Here is a 23,095-nt window from a genome sequence, read left to right as displayed (position 1 = left end):
TGCTCGTCGTCGTGGTGTGGGCTCACCAATCGCGTCGGACCAGGAAGTCCAGGACCTCGGCGAGATCCTGGGCTGCGTCGTGGGTCGCGGTGTCGGCACCCAGGCCGGCGGCCGCGAGCTCCTGGTGCGCGGCAGCGAGCAGCCGTTCGGCCTCGCGCCGCGCCCAGTCCAGGCCGCCGGCGGTGACGACGAGGCGCACCGCCCGCTCGACCTCGACGTCGGTCTCGGGCGGCGCGGCGCGGAGCAGGTCGGCGAGCTCGTCGCCCTCGGGCGTCCCCGACCGCAGCGCCGCCACGACCGGAACGCTGCGCTTGCCGGCGCGGATGTCCGACGAGGACGACTTGCCGGTGACCGACGCGTCGCCGACGACCCCGAGGACGTCGTCGACGAGCTGGAAGGCCAGCCCGGCGAGCCGGCCGGCCTCGGCGAGCCGCGCCACGACGGCGGTGTCGGCGCCGGCGGCGAGCGCGCCGAGTTCGAGCGAGTTCGCGATGAGGGCCGCGGTCTTGCCGTCCTCCATGGCCAGCACGTCCTCGATCGCCGCGGTGTCGTCGCGTTCGAGGGCGAGGTCGGCGGACTGGCCGCTGATGAGCCGCTGCACGCAGGCGAGCAGGGCGGGGACGGTCCGGTCGTGGTGCGGGTCGTCGCGCAGCAGGGTCTCGAGCGCGGCGGCGAGCATGGCGTTGCCGGCCAGGATCGCCTGCCCCTCGCCGTAGACGACCCAGCCGGTCGGCCGGTGCCGGCGCTCGACGTCGCGATCCATGATGTCGTCGTGCAGCAGCGAGAAGTTGTGCACCAGCTCGACCGCCACCGCGCCGGGGACGCCCGCCTCGGCGCGCCCGCCGACGGCGCGGGCGGCCAGCAGCACGAGGGCGGGACGCACCGCCTTGCCGCGGCCGCCGGGCGCGCGCTCGCCGGCGGCGTCCCACAGCCCGAGCTGGTAGCCGGCGATCAGCCGCATGCGCGAGTCGGTCAACAGGTCGACGGCCGCGTGCAGCGCGGGCTCCACCAGCTCGCGGGCGCGGTCGATCGCCACAGGTGTCGCGGGACGCGCCGTCTCGTCGCGGCGGGTCGGGTCGAGTCGGGTGATCATGCGAGATTCCCCATCGTCTCGGCGGCCGTGGGCTCTGACACCGCCCGCGCGGCGGTTATTCCGCTGCGCACCGCACCCTCCATCGTGTCGGGCCAGCCGGTGTCGGTCCATGCCCCTGCGAGCCACACCCCGGGCAACCCGGAATCGGCGGTCGGCCGGAGGGCGCCGCTGCCGCGCGACTGCCGGAACGTCGCGTGCCGTTCCCGCGTGACGAACACATCGAGGACGTCGGCCTGTTCGGCACCGGGCAACAGCCGCGCGAGCTCGGCGACGAAGCGCTGCTGCAGCACCGGGCTCGTGGTGTCGATGATGTCGTCCGCCGCAGAGACCGTGACGGCGAGGTACTGCGCGCCCGGTCGGCGCGCGGCGAGCCCGGAGCTCTCGGTGCGATCGAAGAACCACTGCACGGGCGAGTCGACCGCGGCGGCGAACGGCAGGTCGGTGACCCGCCGGTCGTAGTGCACGTGCACGTTGACGATCGGGCTGGTGCCCAGCCGCGCGCACCGTCCGGCCGGCACGGCGGCGAGCTCGGGTGCGGTGCGACAGGCGACCCGGGGTGGGACGGCCAGCACCACCGACGCGGGGTGCACGGTCGTCTCGGTGCCGCGGACGCGGACGGTGACGGCGAGCGGGCCGGCGCCGGCGCGCACGGCGGTGACGTGGTGCGCGAGCCGGACGTCGACCCCGGCGGCGGTCAGCGCGCGGCGGGCGGCAATGGAGTGCAGGTCACCCAGCGGCGCGACGGCGTGGCCGACGTCCCCGGCGGCCGCACGGTCGAGCACGCCGGTGCGGAACACCTTCGCCGCCAGCGCGAGCGACGCGTCGTCCGGTGGCAGGTTCAGCGTGGCGGTGGCCAGCACCCCCCAGAGCGCGTCGACGGTCGCGCGGTTCTGGCCGTGGTGTCGCAGGAAGTCGCCGAGGGTGCGGGCGTCCAGGCGCGGGTCGGCCGCGTCGAGCAGCCGCAGCGCCACCGCGGCCCGCGCGGCCCGGGCCCGGTCGACCGGCGAGAGCAGGCCGTAGCGCAGCAGCGCGGGCGTCAGGTGCGCGGGCGCGGGCACGCCGGCGGTGCGTCGCAGCCGGGCCGATCGGCCGTCGGGGCGCAGCACCGCGATGTCGAGGCGGCGCTGCAGCGTGGTGCGCTCGGTGACACCGAGCCGGTCGAGCAGCCCGCGGTAGGCGTCGCAGCAGCGCAGGAACACGTGCTGGCCGTTGTCGACCGAGAGCCCGTCGCGGGTGAAGGAGAACGCCATACCGCCGAGTCGCGGCCGGCTCTCGTACAGCGTCACCGGCCGGCCGGCGTCGGCGCAGTGCAGCGCCGCGGCGATGCCCGCCAGCCCGCCCCCGACGACGACGACCCTGCCGTCGGTGTCGGTCTCGGTGTCGGTCTCGGTGTCAGTGCCGGTCACGGCCCACCCCCGCGAGGGATCGGGCCGCGACCCGCACCTTGACCGGCGTGGGCAGTGAGAGCCGGGCGGTGAAGACACGGCGCGGGTCGGCGGCGATGCGCTCGAGCAGCTCGCGGTAGATCCCGGCCATCGCCGCGCAGCAGGCGGCGCTGCGGCGGTCGAGGACGTCGAGCAGTTCGAGCCCGCGGTCGTACCACCCCCACGCCCGCGCGGCCTCGAAGCGGACCAGTTCGGCCAGCCCGCCGTCGCACGGGTCGAGCGCACCGTCGGCGGTGAGCGCGAGCCGTACCCCGAACAGCTCGAGGTCCTTGGCCGGCAAATACACGCGGCCGGTGGTGAGGTCCTCGCGGACGTCGCGCAGGATGTTCGTGAGCTGCAGCGCGACGCCGAGCGCGTCGGCGAGCTCGGCCGCCCGGGCGGCGTCGGCGCCGGACAGCCGCGGGTCGAACACGCCGAGCGAGAGCCGGCCGATCGACCCGGCCACGCAGCGGCAGTACCGCACGAGGTCGTCGAGGTCGGTGTAGGTGTGCCCGGTGACGTCCAGCTCGCAGCCGTCGACGAGCTCGCCGAACGCGGCGAGCGGGATCGACAGCCGGGCCGCGGCGTCGGCCAGCGCGACGAGCACCGGGTCGTCGGGGTGACGCTCCGGAGCGGTCGCGGCGGCGCGGGCCTCGGCCAGCAGCGCCCGCTTGCGCTCGACGGGCAGCGTGCCGTCGCCGATGTCGTCGACCCGGCGGGCGAACGCGTAGACCGCCGACAGCGCGGTGCGTTTGGGCGCGGGCAGCAGCCGGATGCCCCACGCGAAGTTGCGGGCCTGCTCGCGGGTGATGCGCTCGCACTCGGCGTAGGCGGCGCGCACCGCGTCGGGGCTCGCGGCCGTCATGCCGACCGTCCGTCACGCCCGGGGCGGCCCGCGAGCAGCCGCAGGGCGTGCCGCAGCGTCCGCGCCGTCGAGGGGCGCACCGCGACCGCGAGCACGTCGTGGTCGGCCGCGTCGAGCGCGTCGGCGGTGGCCAGGCCGCCGGCGACGTACCCGGCCACGGCGAGGCGGGCCCAGCCGTGCAGCCCGCGCACCAGCGGCGGCCCGGAACGCAGCAGCTCCCGCGAGCGCGCCACCTGCTCGGCCACCACCCGACGCAGGCCCGGGGGCGTGATGCCGCCGCGGAGTCGTTCCGGTGCCACCCGTTCGGCGGCGAGCGAGTCCTGCGGCAGGTAGACGCGACCGGCCCGGGCGTCCTCGCCGACGTCCTGACAGTGCTCGAGGATCTGCAGCGCCGCGCAGACGTCGTCCGAGCGAGCGATCGAGCGATCGTCGGCCGCCCCGGCGCGGTACAGCACGATGCGACCGACGGGCGCCGCGGCGAGGCGGCAGTAGCCGAGCAGCTCGGCGAGGTCGGCGTAGGACGAGCGGCGCTGGTCGAGACGGTTGGCCTCGACGAGCTCCCGGAACGGATCGAGCGGCACGTCGTGCTCGGTCACCATGCGGGCGAGGCCGGCCACCGGCGGCAGCGTCGCCCGCTCGGGCAGCGCGTCCAGGTCGGCCGTGACGAGATCGAGCAGCGCGAGCCGGGCGTCCGGACCCCCCGGCGCGGAGTCGCCGATCTCGTCGACGAAGCGCGCGAACACGTAGGTCGCGGCGAGGTCGTCACGGACGGCGCGGGGCAGCGCCCGCAGCGCGACGGGAAAGTTCTCGCCGTTCATCCGCCGTGCCGCGCCCGCGGCGATCATGCCCAGCACGTCGGACGGGTCGGCGGGGCGCGCGTCTCCTGCGCGTGCGTCTCCTGCACGCGCGCGGTCACCCGCTCCGTCCGGCATCCTCGTCCTCACGTCCGTACGACCCGCTCCCCCCGGAACGTCGAAGCCTTTAGGCAAGCTAACTACTTTGAACTTACCCCCGTATCAGGATTGCATCCGGAGGCGACCCCGTACGCGGTATTAGTGGGATGTCGCGACGATGCTCCCGCAGCCGTCCGACACCGAGCGGGACGACGAGACGACGGAGAGGCACGCGATGGGTGACGGCGAACCCTTCCGGCTCGCGGACGTCGCGCGCGAGCGCGAGCCCGAGCGCTACGACCTGCACCGCGCGGTGCTGAACCCGCAGCTGCCGCGCATGCTGCACGCCATCGGCTTCGACCGGCATTACGTGCGCGCGGAGGGCGCGTACCTGTTCGACGAGGACGGCCGCGACTACCTGGACATGCTCGCGGGGTTCGGCGTGTTCGCGCTGGGCCGACACCACCCCGTCGTGCGGCAGGCGCTGCACGACGTCGTCGACCTCGGGCTGGCCGACCTCACCCAGTTCGACGCGCCCGTGCTCGCCGGTCCGTTGGCCGAGGCGTTGCTGGCCCGCGTGCCGCACCTCGACCGCGTCTACTTCGGCAACAGCGGCGCGGAGGCCGTCGAGACCGCGCTGAAGTTCGCCCGCTACGCCACCCGGCGGCGCCGGATCGTGTACTGCCGCGGCGCCTTCCACGGCCTGACGACCGGCGCGCTGTCGGTGAACGGCGGCGCCGACTTCCGCAAGGGGTTCGGCCCGCTGCTGCCCGACACCGCGATCCCGTTCGGCGACATTCGCGCACTGGAGCGCGAACTCGCGAAGGGCGACGTCGCGGCGTTCCTCGTCGAGCCGGTGCAGGGCAAGGGCGTCGCGGTGAGCCCCCCCGGTTTCCTCGCCGACGCCCAGCGCGTGGTGCACGACGCCGGCGCCCTGCTCGTCGCCGACGAGGTGCAGTGCGGGCTGGGGCGCACCGGCGACTTCTTCGCCTTCCAGCACGACGGGGTCGAGCCCGATCTCGTGGCCACCGCCAAGGCGCTGTCGGGCGGGTACGTCCCGGTCGGTGCCACCCTGGGCCGCGAGGAGATCTTCGCCAAGGTGTATTCCTCGATGGACCGCGTGCTCGTGCACGACTCGACCTTCGGCTCGAACGCGCAGGCGATGGCGGTCGGGCTGGCGACGCTGCACGTGCTGGAGCACGAGGACGTCGTCGCGAACGCACGCGCCGTCGGCACGCAGCTGCAGGACGGCCTGGTCGAGCTCGCGCAGCGCTACGAGCTGATCGCCGACGTCCGCGGCCGGGGCCTGATGATCGGCATCGAGTTCGGCCGGCCCGAGTCGCGGCGGCTGCGCGCGCACTGGCACGCGCTCCGCGTCGCCCGCAAGGGGCTCTTCGCGCAGACGGTGGTCCACGCCCTGTTCCACGACCACCGCATCCTCACGCAGGTCTCGGGGGACCACATCGAGGTCATCAAGCTGATCCCGCCGTTGACGATCGGCGAGCGGGAGGTGGAGCGGTTCCTGGCCGCCTTCGCCGACGTGATGGCCGAGGCGCACCGGGGCAGCCGGCTGACCCGCGACTTCGCCCGGACGCTCACCACCAACACCCTCGGCGAACGCCGGCAGCGATGACGCTCGCCGACGTCGTCAGCTACGTCGCCGCGGCGCTGTCCGCGATGGGCGTGGCGATGGCGAACGTCATGCAGCGCAAGGCGGGGCTGGCGAACGGTCCGGACCGTGCGTTCGGGCCGAGGTTCCTGCTCGACCTCGTCCGCTCCCCCACGTGGCTGCTCGGCTTCGGCGGCCTGGTGGGCTCGTTCGTCCTGCAGGCGGTCGCACTCGGCTACGGCCAGCTGTCGGCCGTCGAGCCGATCATCACGCTCGAGGTGCCGCTGACGCTGTTGGTGGCGTCCAGGGTGTTCGGCAGCCGCCTCGGCCGCCCCGAGTGGGGCGGCATCCTGGCGATGACCGCCGGCATGATCGTCTTCATCGCGGCGCTCGCGCCGCAGCCCGGCGACGCGACCGATGTCTCGCACCGCGTCTACCTCGTGGCCGGCGGTGCCACCGCAGCGACGATCGCGCTGCTCGTCGGAGCGGGCCAGCGCGGCCGCCCCGTCTGGCGTACCGCGTGCCTCGGTGCCGCGGCCGGCACCAGCTTCGGCCTCACCGCGACGATGATCAAGGAGACGATCGAGCAGGGCGAGCGACACGGCCTCGCCGGCGTGCTGACGACGTGGCAGACCTACACCGCGGTCGGCTTCGGCGTCGCCGGGCTGGTGCTGGTGCAGTGGGCGCTGCACCTCGGCCCGCTGCTGGCGGCCCAGCCCGGCTTCACGCTCATGGATCCGCTCGTCTCCATCTTCTGGGGCGTCTTGGTCTTCGACGAGGCGACGCGCTCCGGCTGGTGGCTGGCCCCGGCCACCGCGGGCGCACTCGGCGTCGGCGCCGGCGTGGTCGTCCTGGCGCGCTCGCCGCTGCTGGCCCGGGTGAACGCGTCCGACGAGCCGATGCCGACCCCCGCCACCGCCCCGACCTGACCCCGCGGCGCGCCTACCCTGGGGCGATGCGCACCGACGAGGACGACGACGGGACGTGGGACGACCCCGCCCGCGCCCCCTACGTCGACGGCGCGTGGGGCCGGACGGCGAACCCCAACACCGCCGACGGCGAGCTGCAGAACATGGCAGCGTTCGGCGCGGGGCTGGCCCGGTTGTCCGGCCCGAAGCGCACCGCGGCCAAGGTGGTCGTCTGGCTGATCCTGCTGGGGGTCGCCCTGACGATCGTCTACGGCGTCGTCGGCATCGTCCGCATGTGGTGAGCACTCGGTACCGTCGAGGGCATGAGCATCTTCAGCAGCCGCAGCGAGCAGCTCCCCGCAGCGCCCGTGACGAAGAGCGACGAGCAGTGGCGCGAGCAGCTGACCCCCGAGGAGTACGAGGTGCTGCGCGAGGCCGGCACCGAGCGCGCCTTCACCGGTGAGTACACCGACAACCACCGCATCGGCGTGTACCGCTGTCGCGCCTGCGGCGCGGAGCTGTTCCGCAGCGAGCAGAAGTTCGACTCGCACTGCGGCTGGCCGAGCTTCTTCAGCCCGCTCGCCGGCGATCAGGTGATCGAGCGGACCGACCGCAGCTGGGGCATGAGCCGCACGGAGGTGCTCTGTGCCACCTGTCACAGCCATCTCGGCCACGTCTTCTCCGGCGAGGGTTACGACACCCCGACCGACCTGCGCTACTGCATCAACTCGATCTCGATGACGTTCGAGGACGAGCCCGCGGGCTGACGACCGGCACAGCCGGGTTTGACGCCTGCTCCGGCATGGACATGAATCGAGGACTATGCCGGACACCGACGACCCGACGCAGCACTTCCCCGCGCCCGGTCCGGCCGGGGACGGCTGGCGCATCGCCGACCGCTACCACGTCACCGGCCGCATCGGCTCGGGCGGCATGGCCGACGTCTTCCGGGCGCACGACCAGCTGCTCGACCGCGACGTGGCGGTCAAGGTGTTCCGCAGTCCGTCGGCCGCCGCCGACACCGCGGCCGGCGCGGAGCGGCAGCGTGCCGAGCTGCACGCCCTCGCCCGGCTGAACCACCCCAACCTGATCACGCTGTTCGACGGCTCGGTCGCCGGGCCCGACGACCCCGCCGCGCGCGCGTACCTGGTGATGGAGCTCGTCGAGGGCCCCAACCTCGGCGACCGCATCGAGCGCGGACCGCTCCCCAGCGAGCCCGAGATCCGCCTGATCGGCGCGCAGGTCGCCGACGCGCTCGCCTACGTCCACCAGCAGGGCATGGTGCACCGCGACGTCAAGCCGGCGAACATCCTGCTCGGCGCGGGCACCGGCACCGAACACGTCCGGGCCCGGCTGTCGGACTTCGGCATCGTTCGGCTGATCGGCGCCGAGCGGCTGACCCAGGCCGACTCGACGCTGGGCACCGCCTCTTACCTCGCCCCCGAGCAGGCCCGCGGCTCGGGCGTCGGCCCGGCGGCCGACGTGTACGCGCTCGGCTTGACCCTGCTCGAGGGGCTCACCGGCATCCGGTCCTTCGACGGCCCCACCCCGATCGAGGCGGTCGTCGCGCGCCTGGACCGCGACCCGGAGATCCCGCCGACCCTGCCGCAGCCGTGGCCGGGGCTGCTCACCGCGATGACCGCGCGTGACCCGGCCGCGCGTCCCACCGCGGCGCAGGTCGCGAGCGCGCTCCGCGGCAACCCGACCGCGACCACCCAGTTCATCCCCGCCGCGGGACAGACCGGCGGCACGACGGTCCTGCCCGCCGCCGTCCCGCCGCCGCCCGTCCGGCGGCCCGCGCCGACCACCGGAGCGCCGGCGGTGGGGGCGGCGTCGGGAGCGGCGTCGGCGACGCACGGCGCGCCGAAACGGCGCAACACGGGGCTGCTCGTCGGTCTCGGGCTCGCGGCGGTGCTGCTCGCCCTCGGCGTGGCCATCGCCGTGGCGACCACCGGCGGCGGCTCCGGCGACACCGGGACCAGCACGACCCCGTCCACCAGCACGTCGCGCACCCCGACGTCGAGCAGCGCGTCGTCGTCGTCGCAGGATCAGCAGTCGCAGCAGCCCGAGGAGACCGAGGCCTCCACCGAGGCGAGCCGGACGCGCACCCGCACCCGCACCTCGTCGAGCGAGGAGGCGCCGAGCACGCCCGACGAGCCGACCACGTCGGCGTCGAGCTCGACGACGTCGACCTCGCGCAGCGCCACCAGCTCCTCGTCCGCGGAGGGCGTCGACCGGCCGGTCACGCCGAGCAGCAGCGCCGGGGCGAGCAGCAGCGCCGGCGCCGCCGACGGTGCCGACGACGGTGCCGCGGCCGGTGCCGACGGCAGCCGGTAGGGCGCCGGCCGCCGGTTACGGCAGCGCGTCGACCAGCTCGGTCACCGGCCGGCGGCGGCCGGTGTAGAACGGCACCTCCTCGCGCACGTGCCGGCGCGCGCCGGCACCGCGCAGGTGGCGCATGAGGTCGACGATGCGGTGCAGCTCGTCGGCCTCGAAGGCCAGCAGCCATTCGTAGTCGCCGAGCGCGAACGAGGACACCGTGTTGGCGCGGACGTCCTTGTAGTCGCGCGCCATCTGACCGTGCTCGACCAGGAGCGCCCGGCGCTCCTCGTCGGGCAGCAGGTACCACTCGTAGGAGCGCACGAAGGGGTAGACGCAGACGTAGGCGCGGGCCTGCTCGTCGGCCAGGAAGGCCGGGACGTGGCTCTTGTTGAACTCGGCCGGCCGGTGCAGCGCCATGTTCGACCAGACCGGCTCCAGGTGCGTGCCGAGCCGGGTGCGACGGAAGCGGGAGTACGCGTCCTGCAGCTCGTCGGCGCTGGCCGCGTGCCACCACACCATGATGTCGGCGTCGGCGCGCAGCGCGGAGAGATCGTAGGCACCGCGCACGACGACGTCCTTGGCCGCGAGCTGGTCGAACAGGGTGGCGACCTCCTCGGCCAGCGGCGCACGCTCGGCCTCGCCGAGGGGGCGGGCGACGCGGAACACCGACCAGGCGGTGTAGCGGATGACGTCGTTGAGGTCGCGGGCCTTCCTCGGCGCGGTGCTCGTCCCGCTGGTCGTCTCGCTGGTCGCGCTGGTCGTCTCGGTGCTGGGAACAGGCGTGCCGTCGGTCATGGCCTCATTGTCCTCGCCTGCGACAGCGAGCCGGCGACGAGGTCGACCGCGCTGCGCGCACTGGCGATGCAGGCCGGCACCCCGACACCGTCGAAGGCCGCGCCGCAGGCCGCGAGACCGGGCACACCGGCGATCGCGGCCCGCACGCGGGCGATGCGCTCCACGTGACCGACCGCGTACTGCGGCAGGCCGCCGCCCCAGCGCGTGACCACGGCGTCGACCGGGCGCAGCTCCCGCGGGGTGTCGGCGTCCCCGAGCAGCACGCCGAGGTCGCGCCGGACGATCTCGACCAGGTCGGCGTCGCCGAGCTGCAGCGCGTGCGGCTCGCCGTGCCGGCCGACCGACGCGCGCAGCACTGTCCGGCCGTCGGCGTCGACCGGCCACTTGCGGCTGGTCAGCGTGACGGCCTTGGTCGCGAACCGCTCCCCCGCACCGATCAGCAGCCCGCTGCCCGCGGGGATCCCGGCCTCGTCGGCGTCGCCGTCGAGGGCGAAGGACACGATCGCCATGCTGGCCGACTCGATCGCGCCCAGCTCGTCGCCGGCGGCGGGCGCGACGCCGGCGAGCAGGCGCGCCGCCTTGGCCGCGGGCACCGCGACGATCACCGCGTCGGCCTCGATCCGCTCGGCCTGCGGCACCGCGCCGCAGTCGAGCGTGAAACCGGCCGCCGACCGGTTGATCGTGCGGACGGTGACGCCGGTGCGCACCGCGAAGCGGCCGGTGGCCACGAGCGTGGCCGGCAGCCGGCCGAGGCCCCCGCGCAGCGAGGCGAACACCGGCACGACGGGACGCCCGGGGTCGGCGCCGGGGGCCCGGGTGCCGCCGGCCCCGGTGACGGCGCGGGCGATCTCGAGCAGCGAGCCCCCCTGCGCCAGCCGGTCGGCCAGCGTGGGCATCGTCGCCCGCAGCGACAGCACGTCCGCGCTGCCGGCGTACACGCCGCCCAGCAGCGGCTCGACGAGCCGGTCGGCGACCTCGTCCCCCATGCGGTAGCGCACCAGTGAGCCGACCGGCACGTCGCGTCGCAGCGGCGGCAGCGGCGGCAGCGACGGCTCCTCGGCGACGGTCTGCAGCGCGGTGTCGGACAGCGCGCCGGACTCGCGCAACGCCTCGACGTCGCCGGGGATGCCCATCATCGTGCGGGCCGGCAGCGGATGGGTCGTCCCGCCCGCCCAGACACGGGCCGAGGTCGTCAGCGGTGAGATGCGCTCGTCGGCGAGCCCGGCGGCGGCGAGCAGGTCGAGGCCCTCGGGGCGGGCGGTGAGCAGCGCCTCGGCGCCGACGTCGACCGGCACGCCGCCGACCTCCTCGACGCGTAGCTTGCCGCCCACACGCGGCGCGGCCTCGAGCACGGTGACGTCCAGACCGGCCTCGGCGGCGAACCAGGCCGCGGCGAGCCCGGCGATGCCGCCGCCGACGACGACGAGGCGGGTCACGCGCCCGCCCCGTCCGCGTCGAGGGAGTGCACCAGCTCGACGATGCGGGTCAGGACGTCGGGATCCGCGGTGGGGGGCACGCCGTGGCCGAGGTTGAACACGTGCCCGGCCGCGGCGCGTCCCTCGGCGACCACGCGGCGCACCGCCCGCTCGACCACCGGCCAGTCGGCGCCGAGCAGCGCGGGGTCGAGATTGCCCTGGACGACCGCGCCCGGCCCGAGCCGGCGCGCCGCCTCGTCCAGCGGCACCCGCCAGTCGACACCGACGACGTCCGCACCGGCCGTGCGCATCGCGGCCAGCAGCTCACCGGTGCCGACGCCGAAGTGGATGCGCGGCACGGTGCCGGCCAGCGGCGCGAGGACCTCGCGGCTGTGCGGCAGCACGAACTGCTCGTAGTCGACGAGCGAGAGCGAGCCGGCCCACGAGTCGAACAGCTGCACGGCGGCGGCGCCGGCGTCGATCTGCACCCGCAGGAACGCGGCGGCGATCGCCCCGAGGCGCGAGCAGAGCGCGTGCCACAGCTGCGGGTCGCCGTGCATCAGCGCCTTGGTCCGGGCGTGGTCCTTGGACGGCCCACCCTCGATCAGGTAGCTCGCCAGCGTGAACGGCGCGCCGGCGAAGCCGATCACCGGCGTGGCGCCGAGCTCGCCGGTCAGCGCGCGCACCGCGTCGGTGACGTACGGGACGTCCCCCGGTTCCAACGGGCGGAGCGCGTCGAGGTCGGCCACGCTGCGGATCGGCTTGTCGACCACCGGGCCGACGCCGGCGACGATGTCGATGCCGACACCGATCGCCGCGAGCGGCACCACGATGTCGGAGAAGAAGATCGCCGCGTCGACCCCGTGCCGGCGCACCGGCTGCAACGTGACCTCGGTGATCGTCGCGGCGTCGCGGCACGCGTCGAGCATCGCCGTCCCGGCGCGGAGCGCCCGGTACTCCGGCAACGAGCGGCCGGCCTGGCGCATGAACCAGACGGGCGGGTGCGGGCCGGGGGCGCCGTGGGCCGCGCGCACGAGCAGCGAGCTGGCCGGGTCGGCGGCCGGGGGCGCGGCCGGGGGCGCGGCCGGGGGCGCGGACGGGGGCACGGACGGGGCTGTGGCGGGCGAGCGTTCCATCACCGCCATCGTCCCACGTGGCCGGGCGACCCCCGCTCGGCGCGCCTGCGGGCGATCGTCGTCACCCTGTGCGAGGTTGAGGCCCTTCGCCCGACCGCGAACCGGTCGCTCTCGACCGGGCGATCGCGACGACGCGCCGAGAGGAGTCTGCCGTGACGGCCGAACCGCCCTACCTGTACTGCCCGCACTGCGAACGCGAGTGCCTCACCGAGACGCCGCCGTGCGTGGACGGCCACGGCGAGCTGTGCCCGGACCGCGCCTGCGTCGAGTGCGGCACCGCGCTGCTGCTCGACGCCCCGTTGATCCAGCTCGCGCTGCCCGGCCGCCGGCCGATCGCACGCCGTGCGGTCCGTTCCCCGCGCCATGCGGCCTGAGCCATGCTCTCTCCCGTCGAGCCCCTCCCCGAATCCCTCGTCGAGCAGGTGACGATGCCCGAGCCCGACGCCACCGAGGCCAAGCCGACCCCCGAGGTCTTCCGCAGCGCCGTCGCGAGCCTCACCGGCACGCGGGTGCGCCCGGAGGTCCGGGTCGAGGCGCTGCGCCCGCCGCAGCGCCTCGCGCCCTACAGCTACGCGCTCAGCGCCGAGATCGCCGGCACCGGCGAGGCCGCCGGCGTCGACCTGGCGACCGGCCGGCTCGTCCTGCTGCACGACCCGAGCGGCCACGACGCCTGGGACGGCGTCCTGCGGCTCGTCGCCTACGCCTCGGCCGAGCTGGACGAGGCCATGGGCATCGACCCGATGCTGCCGACGGTGGGCTGGAGTTGGCTCACCGGCGCGCTGGACGAGCACGGCGCCGCGTACCGGGCCGCCGGCGGCACCGTCACGCAGACCACGTCCACCCGCTTCGGCGACGTCGCCGGCCCCGCAACCTCGGTGACGATGGAGCTTCGCGCGTCCTGGACGGCCGACAGCGCCGACCTCGCCCCGCACCTGCTCGGCTTCGTCGACCTGCTCTGCACCGCCGCCGGCCTCCCGCCCGAGGGTGTGACCATCCTGTCCCCGGCCTGACGTGGCGCCGGAACCGCCGCCGGAACCCCCGGTGGAGCAGCCCGACACGACGGACGACGCGGAAGCCTCGGCCGCTGCCCCGGTCCCCGTCCTGCGCGAGCCGCGCGACGGTGTGCCCGAGCCGTTGACCGACGCGGCCAAGCTCGCCGACGTGGTGGCCGCGATGCGCGGTGGCCGCGGCCCGATGCCCATCGACGCCGAGCGGGCGTCGGGCTACCGCTACAGCCAGCGGGCCTACCTGGTGCAGCTGCGCCGTGCCGGCGTGGGCACCGTCCTCATCGACCCCATCGCGCTACCGGACCTGAGCGGGCTGAACGAGGCCGTGGGCGACGCCGAGTGGATCCTGCACGCGGCCAACCAGGACCTCGCCTGCCTGGCCGAGCTCGGGCTGCGTCCGGCGTCGCTGTTCGACACCGAGCTCGCCGGCCGGCTGCTCGGCGACGAACGCGTCGCGCTCGGCACCATGGCCGAGAAGCACCTCGGCGTCGGGCTGGAGAAGGGGCACTCGGCCGCCGACTGGTCGACGCGGCCGCTGCCCTACGACTGGCTGGTCTACGCCGCGCTCGACGTCGAGCTGCTCGTCCCGTTGCGCGACGTGCTCGCCGAGGCGCTCGAGGCGGCCGGCAAGCTGGAGTGGGCGCAGCAGGAGTTCGAGGCCGTCCGGCTGGCCCCGCCGCCGCCGCCGCGGGTCGACCCGTGGCGGCGCACCTCGGGCATCCACAAGCTGCGCAGCCGCCCGCAGCTGGCCGCGGTCCGCGCCCTGTGGCACGCCCGCGACGAGTACGCCGCCGAGCGGGACGTCGCCCCCGGACGCGTGCTGCCCGACGCCGCCATCGTCGAGGCCGCCCGCCGCAACCCGGCGCGGCCGGCCGACCTGACCGCGCTGCCCGTCTTCGGTGGCCCGCGCCAGCGGCGCCGGCTCGATCGCTGGTTCGGCGCGCTCGAGGCGGCCCGTGCCCTGCCCGACGACGAACTGCCGCCGATCACCGGTGGCGGTGGTGACGGCATTCCCGCCCCGGCGCGGTGGCGCGATCGCGACCCGGCCGCGGCGGCCCGGCTGGCCGCCGCCCGCGACGCGGTGTCCCGGCTCGCCCAGCAGCACCAGGTGCTGGCCCAGAACCTGCTCGCCTCCGACGTCGTGCGGCGGCTGTGCTGGCAGCCGCCGGCCCCGGCCGACGGCGACGCCGTCCGGGCACGGCTCGTCGAGCTCGGCGCCCGGCCGTGGCAGGTCGAGCTCACCGCCGACCCGCTGGCCGCCGCGCTCGCCGACTCCTGACGCCCTCGCCCCGTCCGGTCCCGCCGCTGCCGCTCGTAGCCGGGCCGCCGGCGTCCGAACCCGGACGTGGTGGCAGCAATCCCCCGTCACGCCCCCTTGGCTCACACCCGGTTCTGAGCCAGGGTGGGGGCACTCCACGACGAAAGGTGCACTTCACCATGACCAGGCTCTCCGCCACGCCGCGCTGGGCGCGTGCCGCCGCCGTGACCGTCACGACCGCCGCGCTCGGCGCCGCCGCCCTGACCGCGTCGAACTCGGCGACGGCCGATCGCGCCGCCCGCCCCGTGCCGCCCCCGCCGACGACACCCGCCCGCGCCGACCAGATCCAGAACATCGACCAGGTCAAGACGGCGATCAAGGGCTACTACGGCGACACCGTCGACCCCGACCGCACGAACCCGATCGACGGCACCGCGCTGCACACGTTCTCGCCCACCGGCAACTACGCCCACGAGGTCGGCGGCATCGTCCGCGGCGCGAAGCAGTACCTCGGCAAGCACCGCCACGCCCCGGCGCGGGCCAAGAAGGCGATCCTGTTCGACGTCGACGACACGACGCTGAACACGTACAGCTACGAGATCTACTCCAACTTCGTCTACAACCCGACGACGAACGCCGCGTTCGTCAACGGCAACGTCTTCCGCGCCGTCCCGCACGTCGTCGACCTGGAGAAGTACGCCGAGGCCCGCGGGTACACGGTCTTCTTCCTCACCGGCCGCCCGGAGGCCCAGCGCAGCGGGACGATCCAGAACCTGACGTCCGAGGGTTACGACGTGAGCAGCGCGAACCTCTACCTCAAGGACCTCACGAAGCCGATCTACGGCTCGTGCTACCAGCCGTCGGCGAACCGCACCTGCACGACGATCCAGTACAAGTCGCTGACCCGTAAGTACATCGAGTCGCAGGGCTACGACATCGTCGCCAACTTCGGCGACCAGTACAGCGATCTGTCCGGTGGGTACGCGAACCGCACCTACAAGCTGCCCAACCCGATGTACTACCTGCCCTGATCACGGTTTTGGCGGGAGAGCGCAGCATGCTGCGCTCTCCCGCCAAAAGTGGAGGTCAGGCGACGGCGTCGGCGCCGGCGCGCTCGGTCCGCGCGACGGGGACGTCGTGCTCGCGCGGCAGCTCGACGCGGATCGCGAGACCGCCGAACGGCGGGGCGGCGGCCTGCAGCTTGCCCCGGTGCGCCTCGACGATGAGCCGGACGATGGCCAGCCCCAGGCCGGCGCCGCGGGTGGCGGTACGCATGCGGCCACCGCGCCGGAACGGCTCGAAGAGCCGGTCGACGTCGCCGTTGGGGATGACCGTCCCGCCGTTGGCGACGTGCAGCCACACCTTGTCCGCGCTCTGCCCGGTCGTCACCCGCAGCCAACCGTCGGGCACGTTGTGCCGGATCGCGTTCTCCACCAGGTTGCCGATGAGTCGCTCCAGCAGCCGCGGGTCGCCGCTGGTCTGCGCGGAGTCGACCTCGGTCTCGATGCGGATGCCCTTCTCGTCGGCCTCCGCGGTCACGGCGTGCAGGGCGGCCGGGACGAGCCACGCGAGGTCGACGGTCTCGCTGACCTCGAGCTCGCTGCCGCTCACCGCCTGCAGCCGGGCCAGGCTGAGCAGCGACGTGACCAGCCGCTGGGCGCGGTCGGTCGCGCTCGCGACCACCGACCCCATGCGCCGCAGCTCCTCGTCGTCGGCGTCCGGATCGCCCAGGGTGACCTCGAGCTCGGTCCTGATGACCGACAGCGGGGTGCGCAGCTCGTGACTCGCGTTCGCCACGAACAGCCGCTGGCTGTCGAAGGCGGCGTCGAGCCGGGCGAGCATCGCGTCGAAGGTGTCGGCGAGCTCGCGCAGCTCGTCGTCCGGGCCGCCGAGGTTGATGCGCTGGTCGAGCGTCTCGGTCGACAGCGCGCGGGCCGTCTGCGTCAACCGGGCGATCGGACGCAATGCCTGCTTGGCCAGCAGGTAGCCGCCGGTGGTGCCGATGACCACGATGATCGCGAAGTAGAGCAGGCCCGAATGCAGCAAATAGGTGAGCGCCCTGTCCTGCGCGACCTGCCCCGCCTGCTGGATCGGGATCTGCCGATAGGCGCCGTCCGGATCGCGGGTGTAGACGGGCTGGTTGCTGTTGTAGACCGGCAGGTCGCTGATCGCGTTGTTGATCAGGATCGCGCAGGTGAACAGCAGCGAGATCCCCACCAGGAAGATGAGACCGCCGTACAGCAACGCCATTCGCAGGCGCAGCGTCGGGCGGAAGAACCTCACTGGCGAGTCCCGGCTCCCTCAGCCTCGGCACCGAGGACGTTGGGGTCGATGCGGTAGCCGGAGCCGACCACCGTGTCGATGATCGCGGGCTCGCCGAGCTTGCGGCGCAACGTCATCATCGTCACCCGCACGGTGGTGGTGAACGGGTCGGCGTTCTCGTCCCACACGCGGTCGAGCAGCTCCTCGCTGCTGACGACGGCCCCGTCGGCCATCATCAGCGTCTCGAGGACGCCGAACTCCTTGCGGGTGAGGTCGATGAGCTCCCCGCTGCGCGTCACGGTGCGCTTGGACGAGTCGAGCTCGATGTTGCCCGCGCTGAGCACCGGCGGCGCCGCCGGCGTCGTGCGCCGACCGAGCGCCCGCACTCGGGCCACGAGCTCGGCGAAGGCGAACGGCTTGGCGAGGTAGTCGTCGGCACCGAGCGCGAGACCCGACACCTTGTCCTCGACCGTCCCGCTGGCCGTCAGCATCATGACGCGGGTGAGCACACCCTCGTCGGTGAGCCGGCGGCAGATCTCGTCGCCGTTCATCCCGGGCAGGTCCCTGTCGAGCACCACGACGTCATAACGAGTGAGGGCGGCCTTGCGATACCCCTCGTCGCCGTCGGTCGCGACATCGACCGCCATTCCCTCACGCCGCAGGCCACGCGCGACGGCCTCCGCAAGCTGTACTTCGTCTTCCACGACGAGGATCCGCATCCCCGGCCTCCCGCTCTTTACTGTCCCCCGTTGTCGCCGCTGCGCCGCACCGTTGCGACGTCGGCGTCCTGACCTGATCCGTCCAGCGCGACGCGGCCGGGCCGCGCCACCGACGCGGCCCACTCGACGACCCGCCGCCCGATGTCCTGAACGGTCAGCCCGACGGACGCCTTGACGTCCGCCACGCTGCCGTGTTCGAGGAACCGTACCGGTACGCCGATCTCCCGGGTAGGAACGTCGGACCCCGCGTTGCGCACGGCCTGCGCCAGCCGCGCGCCGACTCCGCCGGTCTCGACGCCGTCCTCGACGGTCACGACGAGCCCCGCGTCGGCGGCGAGGGCCACCAGGGCAGGGTCGACGGGCGTCACCCAGCGCGGCGAGACGACCCGGACCGAGTAGCCGGCACGACCGGCCGCCGCCGCGGCGCCGAGCGCCTCGCCGGCGGTCGAGCCGACCGCGACCAGCAGCACGTCGGCCGCGGCGTCGGCGGCCGGTTCGGCCAGCACGTCGACGTCGCCGACGCGCCGCAGCGCCGGGAGGTCGTCGCCGAGGGGGGTCTTGGGGAACCGGACGACGGTCGGACCGTCGGTGACGTCGACGGCCTCGCGCAGCAGCTCGCGCAACGACGGCTCGTCGCGCGGCGCCGCGAGCCGCAGCCCCGGCACCATGCCCAGCAGCGCGAGGTCCCAGATGCCGTTGTGGCTCGGCCCGTCCTGGCCGGTGACGCCGGCGCGGTCGAGCACGACGGTCACCGGCAGCCGGTGCAGCGCGACGTCCATGAGCAGCTGGTCGAACGCCCGGTTGAGGAAGGTCGCGTACACGGCGACGACCGGGTGCAGGCCGCCCGAGGCGAGCCCGGCCGCCGACGTGACCGCGTGCTGCTCGGCGATGCCGACGTCGTAGGTGCGCTCAGGGAAGCGGCGCAGGAACGCGCCCAGGCCGGTGGGCTCGCACATCGCCGCGGTAATGGCGACGACGTCGTCGCGGCGCTCGCCGATGGCGACGAGCTCCTCGCCGAACGCGCTCGTCCAGGTCCGGCCGGAGGCCTTGCGCGCGAGTCCGGTGACCGGGTCGAAACCGCCGGACTGGTGCATCTGGTCGGCCTCGTCGTTCTCGGCCGGCCCGTAGCCGTACCCCTTGCGGGTGGCGGCGTGCACGATGACGGGGCCGTCGAAGCCGCGGGCCATCCGGAACGCCGCCTCGAGCGCGGCGACGTCGTGGCCGTCGACGGGGCCGAAGTACTTCAGGCCGAGGTCCTCGAACATGCCCTGCGGCTGCAGCAGGTCCTTCAACCCGCGCTTGACGCCGTGCAGGGCGTCGTAGAGCGGCGCCCCGACGACCGGGGTCCGCCCGAGCGCGCCCTTGACCTGGCGCAGCGTCCGCTCGTAGTTCGGCGACAGCCGCAACCCCGCCAGGTGCTGCGCGAACCCGCCCGCCGTGGGCGAGTAGGACCGGCCGTTGTCGTTCACGACCACGATGACGGGACGGTCGGACGCGGCGATGTTGTTGAGCGCCTCCCAGCACATGCCGCCGGTGAGCGCGCCGTCGCCGACGACGGCCACGACGGGGCGACGCTCGCCGCGCACCTGGTAGGCCTTGGCGAGGCCGTCGGCGTAGGACAGCGCCGTGGAGGCGTGCGAGTTCTCGATCCAGTCGTGCGGGCTCTCGGCCCGGCTCGGGTAGCCCGACAGGCCACCCCCCTGGCGCAGCGTCGGCATCTGCCCGGCCCGGCCGGTGAGGATCTTGTGGACGTAGGCCTGGTGGCCGACGTCGAAGAGGATCGGCTCGGTCGGCGAGTCGAACACCCGGTGCAGCGCGATCGTCAGCTCGACGGCGCCGAGGTTGGGGCCGAGGTGCCCCCCGGTGCGTGCCACCGTCTCGACCAGCAGGTCGCGGATCTCGGTGGCGAGAGTGGCGAGATCGTCGTCGGCCAGGGCCCGCAGGTCGGCCGGGCCGGTGAGGCCGTCCAGTACCCGTGTCACCCGGCGATCCTACGTCCGGACGGCCGGTCACCCCGCCGACACCGCGCCGGGCGGGACGAGACCGGCCACGCATTCGACGTGGTGGGTCATCGGGAAGGCGTCGAACGCGCGCAGGCTCGCGAGCCGCCAGCCGTGCTCGGCGGCCACCGCGACGTCGCGGGCGAGGGCCGCCGGGTCGCACGCCACGTAGCCGATGGCCCGGGGGCCGAGGCCGATCAGGGCGGTCATGACGTCGCGGCCGGCACCGGTCCGCGGCGGGTCCAGGACGACGACGTCCGGCCCCACCGCGAGGTCGGTGAGGGCGTCGGCGGTCACCCGGCCGTGCCGCACCCGGGCCTGCGGCAGATCGGCGAGGTTCGCGGCGGCGTCGGCCACCGCGGTCCGCGACGACTCGACGCCGATGACCGCGCCGGACTCCCCGACCGCCGCGGCCAGCGCCGCGGTCAGCGCGCCGGCCCCGGCGTAGAGGTCGAGCACCCGCTCCCCCGCCGCCGGCCGGACGGCCGCGAGCAGCGCGGCGGCGAAGGCCTCGACCGCGGCGGGGTGCACCTGCCAGAACCCGCCGGCGGCCACCCGGAAGTCCCGGCCCAGGGCGTGGTGGTGCAGCCGCCGCGGGCCGGTGACCACCTCGACCCGGTCGGGTGGGCGCCGGCCCCGCCGCTGCCGGTTGCCGCCGGCGCGGTGGGCGAGCACGGCGACGTCGGGCAGGGTGCCGCGCGCCGCCTCGATCCCGGTCACCCCACGCGGCGGCACGGGCGGCTCCGGCGGGTCAGCGACCCCGGGCACGCCGAGCGGGCAGTGCTCGACGGTCACGATCTCGTGGGACGCGTGCTTGCGCAGCCCGACGCGACCGTCGCGGCCCACCGCGTAGAGGTTGCGGGTGCGCCAGCCGAGCGGACCTCCGGGCAGCTCCTCCACGCCGTGCAGCAGCGTCGACACGTCCTGCCGGGCGATCCGGGCGAACTGGTCGCGGATCACCGCCGCCTTGAGCTCACGCTGCGCGGCGGGCGTCGCGTGCTGCCAGTCGCAGCCGCCGCAGCGCCCCGGGCCGGCGTACGGGCAGGGCGGCTCGACGCGGTCCGGCGAGGCCTCGAGCACCTCGACGGCGTCGGCGAAGCAGTACGCGCCGCCGCGGTCGGACGTCACCACCGCCCGCACCCGTTCGCCGGGCAGCGCGTGTCGGACGAACACCGCCCGCCCGTCCGGTTCCGGATAGCGCGCGACGCACGACCCGCCGTGGGCGGGACCGCCCACGGTGACCTCGAGGGTGCGACCCGACAACCCCGCTGCGTCGGCGCTGCTCGACTCAGCCACTCGTGATCGGGACGTCGTCGCTGGGCTTCCCGCCCGGGCCGGTGGGGACGGCACCCGGGATCGCCTCGGGGGTGCGCACCGGCGCTCCGGTGCGCGGCGCCGCCGGCCCGTCCGGCGGGATGGGCCGTTTCGCCTTGGTGGCCGAGGACTCCAGCTGCCACGGCACGCTCGTCACCATCACGCCGGGCTGGAACAGCAGCCGGCCCTTGAGCCGCAACGCCGACTGGTTGTGCAGCAGCTGCTCCCACCACTTGCCGACGACGTACTCGGGGATGAACACGCTGACGACGTCGCGTGGCCGGTCTGCCCGCAGCTTCTTGATGTAGTCGAGCACCGGCCGGGTGATCTCGCGGAACGGCGACTCGACGACGGTGAGCGCCACCGGCAGGTCGTGGCGTTCCCACTCCGCCTGCAGGGCACGGGTCGTCTCGTCGTCGATGTTCACGGTGAGCGCGGTCAGCGTGTCCGGACGCGTCGCCTTCGCGAACGCGAGGGCCCGCAGCGTCGGCTTGTGCACCTTGGACACCAGCACGATCACGTGGTTGCGCGACGGCATGAGCAGCCCGGTGTCCTCCGTGGCCAGCTCGTCGGCGACGCGGGCGTAGTGCTTGTTGATGGCGCGCATGATCACGTAGAGGATCGGCATCGCGATCAGGACCAGGTACGCGCCCTTCGTGAACTTCGTCAGCACGACGATCACCAGCACGATCGCGCACAGCGTCGCCCCGAAGCCGTTGATGAGCCGCGAGCGCTTCACCCGCGCCCGCTCCCGCGGGTCGCGTTCGGTGCGCAGCAGCCGGTTCCAGTGCCGCACCATCCCGCTCTGCCCCAGCGTGAACGAGGTGAAGACGCCGATGATGTAGAGCTGGATGAGCCGGGTGACGTTCGCGTCGTAGATCCAGATGAGGAAGCCGGCCACGACGGCGAGGGCCAGGATGCCGTTGCTGTAGGCGAGGCGGTCGCCGCGGTTGTTGAGCTGGGCCGGCAGGTTCTTGTCGCGCGCCAGGATCGAGCCGAGCAGCGGGAAGCCGTTGAAGGCGGTGTTGGCGGCCAGCACCAGGATCAGCGCCGTGGTGGCCTGGATGTAGAAGAAGCCCACCGAGTGCGGTCCGCCGAAGATGGCACCGGCCACCTGCGCGATCACGGTCCGCTGCGGCCGGTCGTCGCAGACGCTGTCGGCGACGTCGGAGAACGCGCAGCTGGTCGTGGTGTCCTCGGTGATCCGGACGTCGGAGATCAGCGCCATCGCGGTGAGCCCGACGAACATCGACACCGCGATCGCACCCATCGCCGCGAGGGTGATCTGCGCGTTGCGGGCCTTGGGCGGCCGGAATGCCGGGACGCCGTTGGCGATCGCCTCGACACCGGTGAGGGCCGTGCAGCCGGACGAGAACGCCCGCAGCGTGAAGAACATCAGCGCCAGCAGGCCCAGCGACCCGTACCCCGAGTGCGGCTCGATCTGGTGGTGGGCGCTCTCGGCGACCGGGGCGTCGCCGAGGACGGTGCGCAGCAGCCCCGTCCCGATCATGATGAAGACGCCGCCGGCGAACAGGTAGGTGGGCGCGGCGAAGGTCAGCCCGGCCTCTTTGAGCCCGCGCAGGTTCACCGCTGCGAGCAGCATGACGAACAGCAGGGCCATGAGGACGCGGTGCTGGCCGAGGGCGGGGACGGCCGAGATGACGTTGTCGACGCCGGACGAGACCGACACCGCGACCGTCATGACGTAGTCGACGAGGAGCGCGCTCGCCACCACCACCCCGGCCGCGCGGCCGATGTTCTTCGACGCGACCTCGTAGTCGCCGCCGCCGGTCGGGTAGGCCCGCACCAGCTGCCGGTAGGACAGCACGACGGCGGTCATCAGCACGACGACGGCCGCCGCGATCCACGGCGCGAGGTAGAGGAACGCGGTGCCGCCGATCGTCAGGACGATCAGGATCTCCTGCGTCGCGTACGCCACGCTCGACAGCGCGTCACTGGCGAAGATGGGCAGCGCCAGGCGCTTCTTGAGCAGGGTGTGACCCGCCTGCTCGGACGACATCGGGCTGCCGATGACGATCCGCTTCAGCACGCGGGGTAACAAGGCCACGAGTCCG

At 74.3% G+C, this 23,095-nt stretch carries 21 protein-coding genes; 9 read left to right on the top strand and 12 right to left on the bottom strand.

The window, feature by feature from the left end; all coding sequences use genetic code 11:
- Positions 1-22: 22 nt before the first annotated feature.
- The 4 genes from BUE29_RS13230 to hpnC are packed head-to-tail and all read right to left on the bottom strand — an operon-like array spanning position 23 to position 4,227.
- A complete protein-coding gene (locus BUE29_RS13230) occupies positions 23-1,093 on the bottom strand; it encodes a polyprenyl synthetase family protein (RefSeq protein ID WP_073390778.1) in 1,071 nt (356 codons plus the stop codon).
- Complete coding sequence (hpnE, locus tag BUE29_RS13225) at positions 1,090-2,499, bottom strand: hydroxysqualene dehydroxylase HpnE (RefSeq protein WP_073390777.1); 1,410 nt, start codon at positions 2,497-2,499, stop codon at positions 1,090-1,092. Before hpnE ends, BUE29_RS13230 begins: the two co-directional genes overlap by 4 nt.
- Positions 2,486-3,382, bottom strand: a complete 897-nt coding sequence (locus tag BUE29_RS13220; RefSeq protein WP_073390776.1) for a squalene/phytoene synthase family protein — start codon at positions 3,380-3,382, stop codon at positions 2,486-2,488. The genes hpnE and BUE29_RS13220 overlap by 14 nt, the downstream gene beginning before the upstream one ends.
- Positions 3,379-4,227, bottom strand: a complete 849-nt coding sequence (gene hpnC / locus BUE29_RS13215; protein WP_073390775.1) for a squalene synthase HpnC — start codon at positions 4,225-4,227, stop codon at positions 3,379-3,381. Before hpnC ends, BUE29_RS13220 begins: the two co-directional genes overlap by 4 nt.
- A 283-nt stretch (positions 4,228-4,510) precedes the next feature.
- Between hpnC and BUE29_RS13210 the strand changes: the two genes are divergently transcribed.
- Genes BUE29_RS13210 through BUE29_RS13190 form a run of 5 tightly spaced genes read left to right on the top strand, consistent with a single transcriptional unit; the run spans position 4,511 to position 9,129 of the window.
- Positions 4,511-5,908: an aspartate aminotransferase family protein gene (locus BUE29_RS13210; protein ID WP_073391153.1), complete on the top strand. Its 1,398-nt coding sequence runs from the start codon at positions 4,511-4,513 to the stop codon at positions 5,906-5,908.
- Positions 5,905-6,813 (top strand): DMT family transporter, encoded by a 909-nt coding sequence (locus BUE29_RS13205; RefSeq protein WP_073390774.1) that lies wholly within the window; start codon positions 5,905-5,907, stop codon positions 6,811-6,813. Before BUE29_RS13210 ends, BUE29_RS13205 begins: the two co-directional genes overlap by 4 nt.
- Positions 6,814-6,839: 26 nt before the next feature.
- A complete protein-coding gene (locus tag BUE29_RS13200) occupies positions 6,840-7,094 on the top strand; it encodes a hypothetical protein (RefSeq protein WP_073390773.1) in 255 nt (84 codons plus the stop codon).
- Positions 7,095-7,115: 21 nt separating this feature from the next.
- A complete protein-coding gene (gene msrB / locus BUE29_RS13195) occupies positions 7,116-7,559 on the top strand; it encodes a peptide-methionine (R)-S-oxide reductase MsrB (protein WP_073390772.1) in 444 nt (147 codons plus the stop codon).
- A gap of 55 nt (positions 7,560-7,614) precedes the next feature.
- Complete coding sequence (locus BUE29_RS13190; RefSeq protein ID WP_073390771.1) at positions 7,615-9,129, top strand: serine/threonine-protein kinase; 1,515 nt, start codon at positions 7,615-7,617, stop codon at positions 9,127-9,129.
- A gap of 15 nt (positions 9,130-9,144) precedes the next feature.
- On the opposite strand, the gene hemQ is transcribed toward BUE29_RS13190, so the two are convergent.
- Genes hemQ through hemE form a run of 3 tightly spaced genes read right to left on the bottom strand, consistent with a single transcriptional unit; the run spans position 9,145 to position 12,460 of the window.
- Positions 9,145-9,909 carry a hydrogen peroxide-dependent heme synthase gene (hemQ, locus tag BUE29_RS13185; RefSeq protein WP_073390770.1) on the bottom strand — a complete coding sequence of 255 codons (765 nt, stop codon included), beginning with the start codon at positions 9,907-9,909 and terminating at the stop codon, positions 9,145-9,147.
- Positions 9,906-11,345, bottom strand: a complete 1,440-nt coding sequence (gene hemG / locus BUE29_RS13180) for a protoporphyrinogen oxidase (RefSeq protein WP_073390769.1) — start codon at positions 11,343-11,345, stop codon at positions 9,906-9,908. The genes hemQ and hemG overlap by 4 nt, the downstream gene beginning before the upstream one ends.
- Entirely contained in the window at positions 11,342-12,460 is a 1,119-nt protein-coding gene (hemE, locus tag BUE29_RS13175; protein WP_084181016.1) for a uroporphyrinogen decarboxylase, read from the bottom strand. Before hemE ends, hemG begins: the two co-directional genes overlap by 4 nt.
- Positions 12,461-12,612: 152 nt before the next feature.
- Here hemE and BUE29_RS13170 point away from each other — a divergent pair, with 152 nt between their 5' ends.
- From BUE29_RS13170 to BUE29_RS13155, 4 genes are all read left to right on the top strand, one after another.
- A complete protein-coding gene (locus tag BUE29_RS13170) occupies positions 12,613-12,834 on the top strand; it encodes a hypothetical protein (protein ID WP_073390768.1) in 222 nt (73 codons plus the stop codon).
- A 54-nt stretch (positions 12,835-12,888) separates the two neighbouring features.
- Positions 12,889-13,470 carry a DUF3000 domain-containing protein gene (locus BUE29_RS13165; RefSeq protein WP_073391151.1) on the top strand — a complete coding sequence of 194 codons (582 nt, stop codon included), beginning with the start codon at positions 12,889-12,891 and terminating at the stop codon, positions 13,468-13,470.
- A gap of 31 nt (positions 13,471-13,501) precedes the next feature.
- The gene (locus BUE29_RS13160; RefSeq protein ID WP_073390767.1) at positions 13,502-14,746 is read left to right on the top strand and encodes an HRDC domain-containing protein; all 1,245 of its coding nucleotides are present in this window, start codon (positions 13,502-13,504) and stop codon (positions 14,744-14,746) included.
- Positions 14,747-14,904: 158 nt separating this feature from the next.
- Positions 14,905-15,756: an HAD family acid phosphatase gene (locus BUE29_RS13155; protein ID WP_073391150.1), complete on the top strand. Its 852-nt coding sequence runs from the start codon at positions 14,905-14,907 to the stop codon at positions 15,754-15,756.
- Positions 15,757-15,811: 55 nt separating this feature from the next.
- Here the strand turns inward: BUE29_RS13155 and BUE29_RS13150 are convergent, their stop codons facing one another.
- The 5 genes from BUE29_RS13150 to BUE29_RS13130 are packed head-to-tail and all read right to left on the bottom strand — an operon-like array spanning position 15,812 to position 23,040.
- Entirely contained in the window at positions 15,812-17,008 is a 1,197-nt protein-coding gene (locus BUE29_RS13150; RefSeq protein ID WP_200800171.1) for a sensor histidine kinase, read from the bottom strand.
- Positions 17,005-17,706, bottom strand: a complete 702-nt coding sequence (locus BUE29_RS13145; RefSeq protein WP_073390765.1) for a response regulator transcription factor — start codon at positions 17,704-17,706, stop codon at positions 17,005-17,007. The genes BUE29_RS13150 and BUE29_RS13145 overlap by 4 nt, the downstream gene beginning before the upstream one ends.
- Positions 17,707-17,723: 17 nt before the next feature.
- Complete coding sequence (gene dxs / locus BUE29_RS13140) at positions 17,724-19,688, bottom strand: 1-deoxy-D-xylulose-5-phosphate synthase (protein ID WP_073390764.1); 1,965 nt, start codon at positions 19,686-19,688, stop codon at positions 17,724-17,726.
- A gap of 27 nt (positions 19,689-19,715) precedes the next feature.
- Complete coding sequence (locus BUE29_RS13135) at positions 19,716-21,002, bottom strand: class I SAM-dependent RNA methyltransferase (RefSeq protein ID WP_084181015.1); 1,287 nt, start codon at positions 21,000-21,002, stop codon at positions 19,716-19,718.
- Positions 20,995-23,040: an APC family permease gene (locus BUE29_RS13130; RefSeq protein WP_143168195.1), complete on the bottom strand. Its 2,046-nt coding sequence runs from the start codon at positions 23,038-23,040 to the stop codon at positions 20,995-20,997. The genes BUE29_RS13135 and BUE29_RS13130 overlap by 8 nt, the downstream gene beginning before the upstream one ends.
- Positions 23,041-23,095 lie beyond the last annotated feature (55 nt).

Origin of the sequence: Jatrophihabitans endophyticus (genome assembly GCF_900129455.1) — a bacterium.
GTDB classification, from domain to species: domain Bacteria; phylum Actinomycetota; class Actinomycetes; order Mycobacteriales; family Jatrophihabitantaceae; genus Jatrophihabitans; species Jatrophihabitans endophyticus.
This window is presented reverse-complemented; position numbering and strand designations above follow the sequence as displayed.

Excerpts from the sequence above, each read along its gene's own strand:
- hemE (WP_084181016.1), bottom strand. The coding sequence starts at position 12,460 with ATGGAACGCTCGCCCGCCACAGCCCCGTCCGTGCCCCCGTCCGCGCCC.
- BUE29_RS13155 (WP_073391150.1), top strand. The coding sequence starts at position 14,905 with ATGACCAGGCTCTCCGCCACGCCGCGCTGGGCGCGTGCCGCCGCCGTG.
- BUE29_RS13230 (WP_073390778.1), bottom strand. The coding sequence starts at position 1,093 with ATGATCACCCGACTCGACCCGACCCGCCGCGACGAGACGGCGCGTCCC.
- BUE29_RS13130 (WP_143168195.1), bottom strand. The coding sequence starts at position 23,040 with ATGTCGTCCGAGCAGGCGGGTCACACCCTGCTCAAGAAGCGCCTGGCG.
- BUE29_RS13200 (WP_073390773.1), top strand. The coding sequence starts at position 6,840 with ATGCGCACCGACGAGGACGACGACGGGACGTGGGACGACCCCGCCCGC.
- BUE29_RS13145 (WP_073390765.1), bottom strand. The coding sequence starts at position 17,706 with ATGCGGATCCTCGTCGTGGAAGACGAAGTACAGCTTGCGGAGGCCGTC.
- BUE29_RS13220 (WP_073390776.1), bottom strand. The coding sequence starts at position 3,382 with ATGACGGCCGCGAGCCCCGACGCGGTGCGCGCCGCCTACGCCGAGTGC.
- msrB (WP_073390772.1), top strand. The coding sequence starts at position 7,116 with ATGAGCATCTTCAGCAGCCGCAGCGAGCAGCTCCCCGCAGCGCCCGTG.
- BUE29_RS13205 (WP_073390774.1), top strand. The coding sequence starts at position 5,905 with ATGACGCTCGCCGACGTCGTCAGCTACGTCGCCGCGGCGCTGTCCGCG.
- BUE29_RS13190 (WP_073390771.1), top strand. The coding sequence starts at position 7,615 with ATGCCGGACACCGACGACCCGACGCAGCACTTCCCCGCGCCCGGTCCG.
- BUE29_RS13165 (WP_073391151.1), top strand. The coding sequence starts at position 12,889 with ATGCCCGAGCCCGACGCCACCGAGGCCAAGCCGACCCCCGAGGTCTTC.
- hpnC (WP_073390775.1), bottom strand. The coding sequence starts at position 4,227 with ATGATCGCCGCGGGCGCGGCACGGCGGATGAACGGCGAGAACTTTCCC.
- hemQ (WP_073390770.1), bottom strand. The coding sequence starts at position 9,909 with ATGACCGACGGCACGCCTGTTCCCAGCACCGAGACGACCAGCGCGACC.
- BUE29_RS13210 (WP_073391153.1), top strand. The coding sequence starts at position 4,511 with ATGGGTGACGGCGAACCCTTCCGGCTCGCGGACGTCGCGCGCGAGCGC.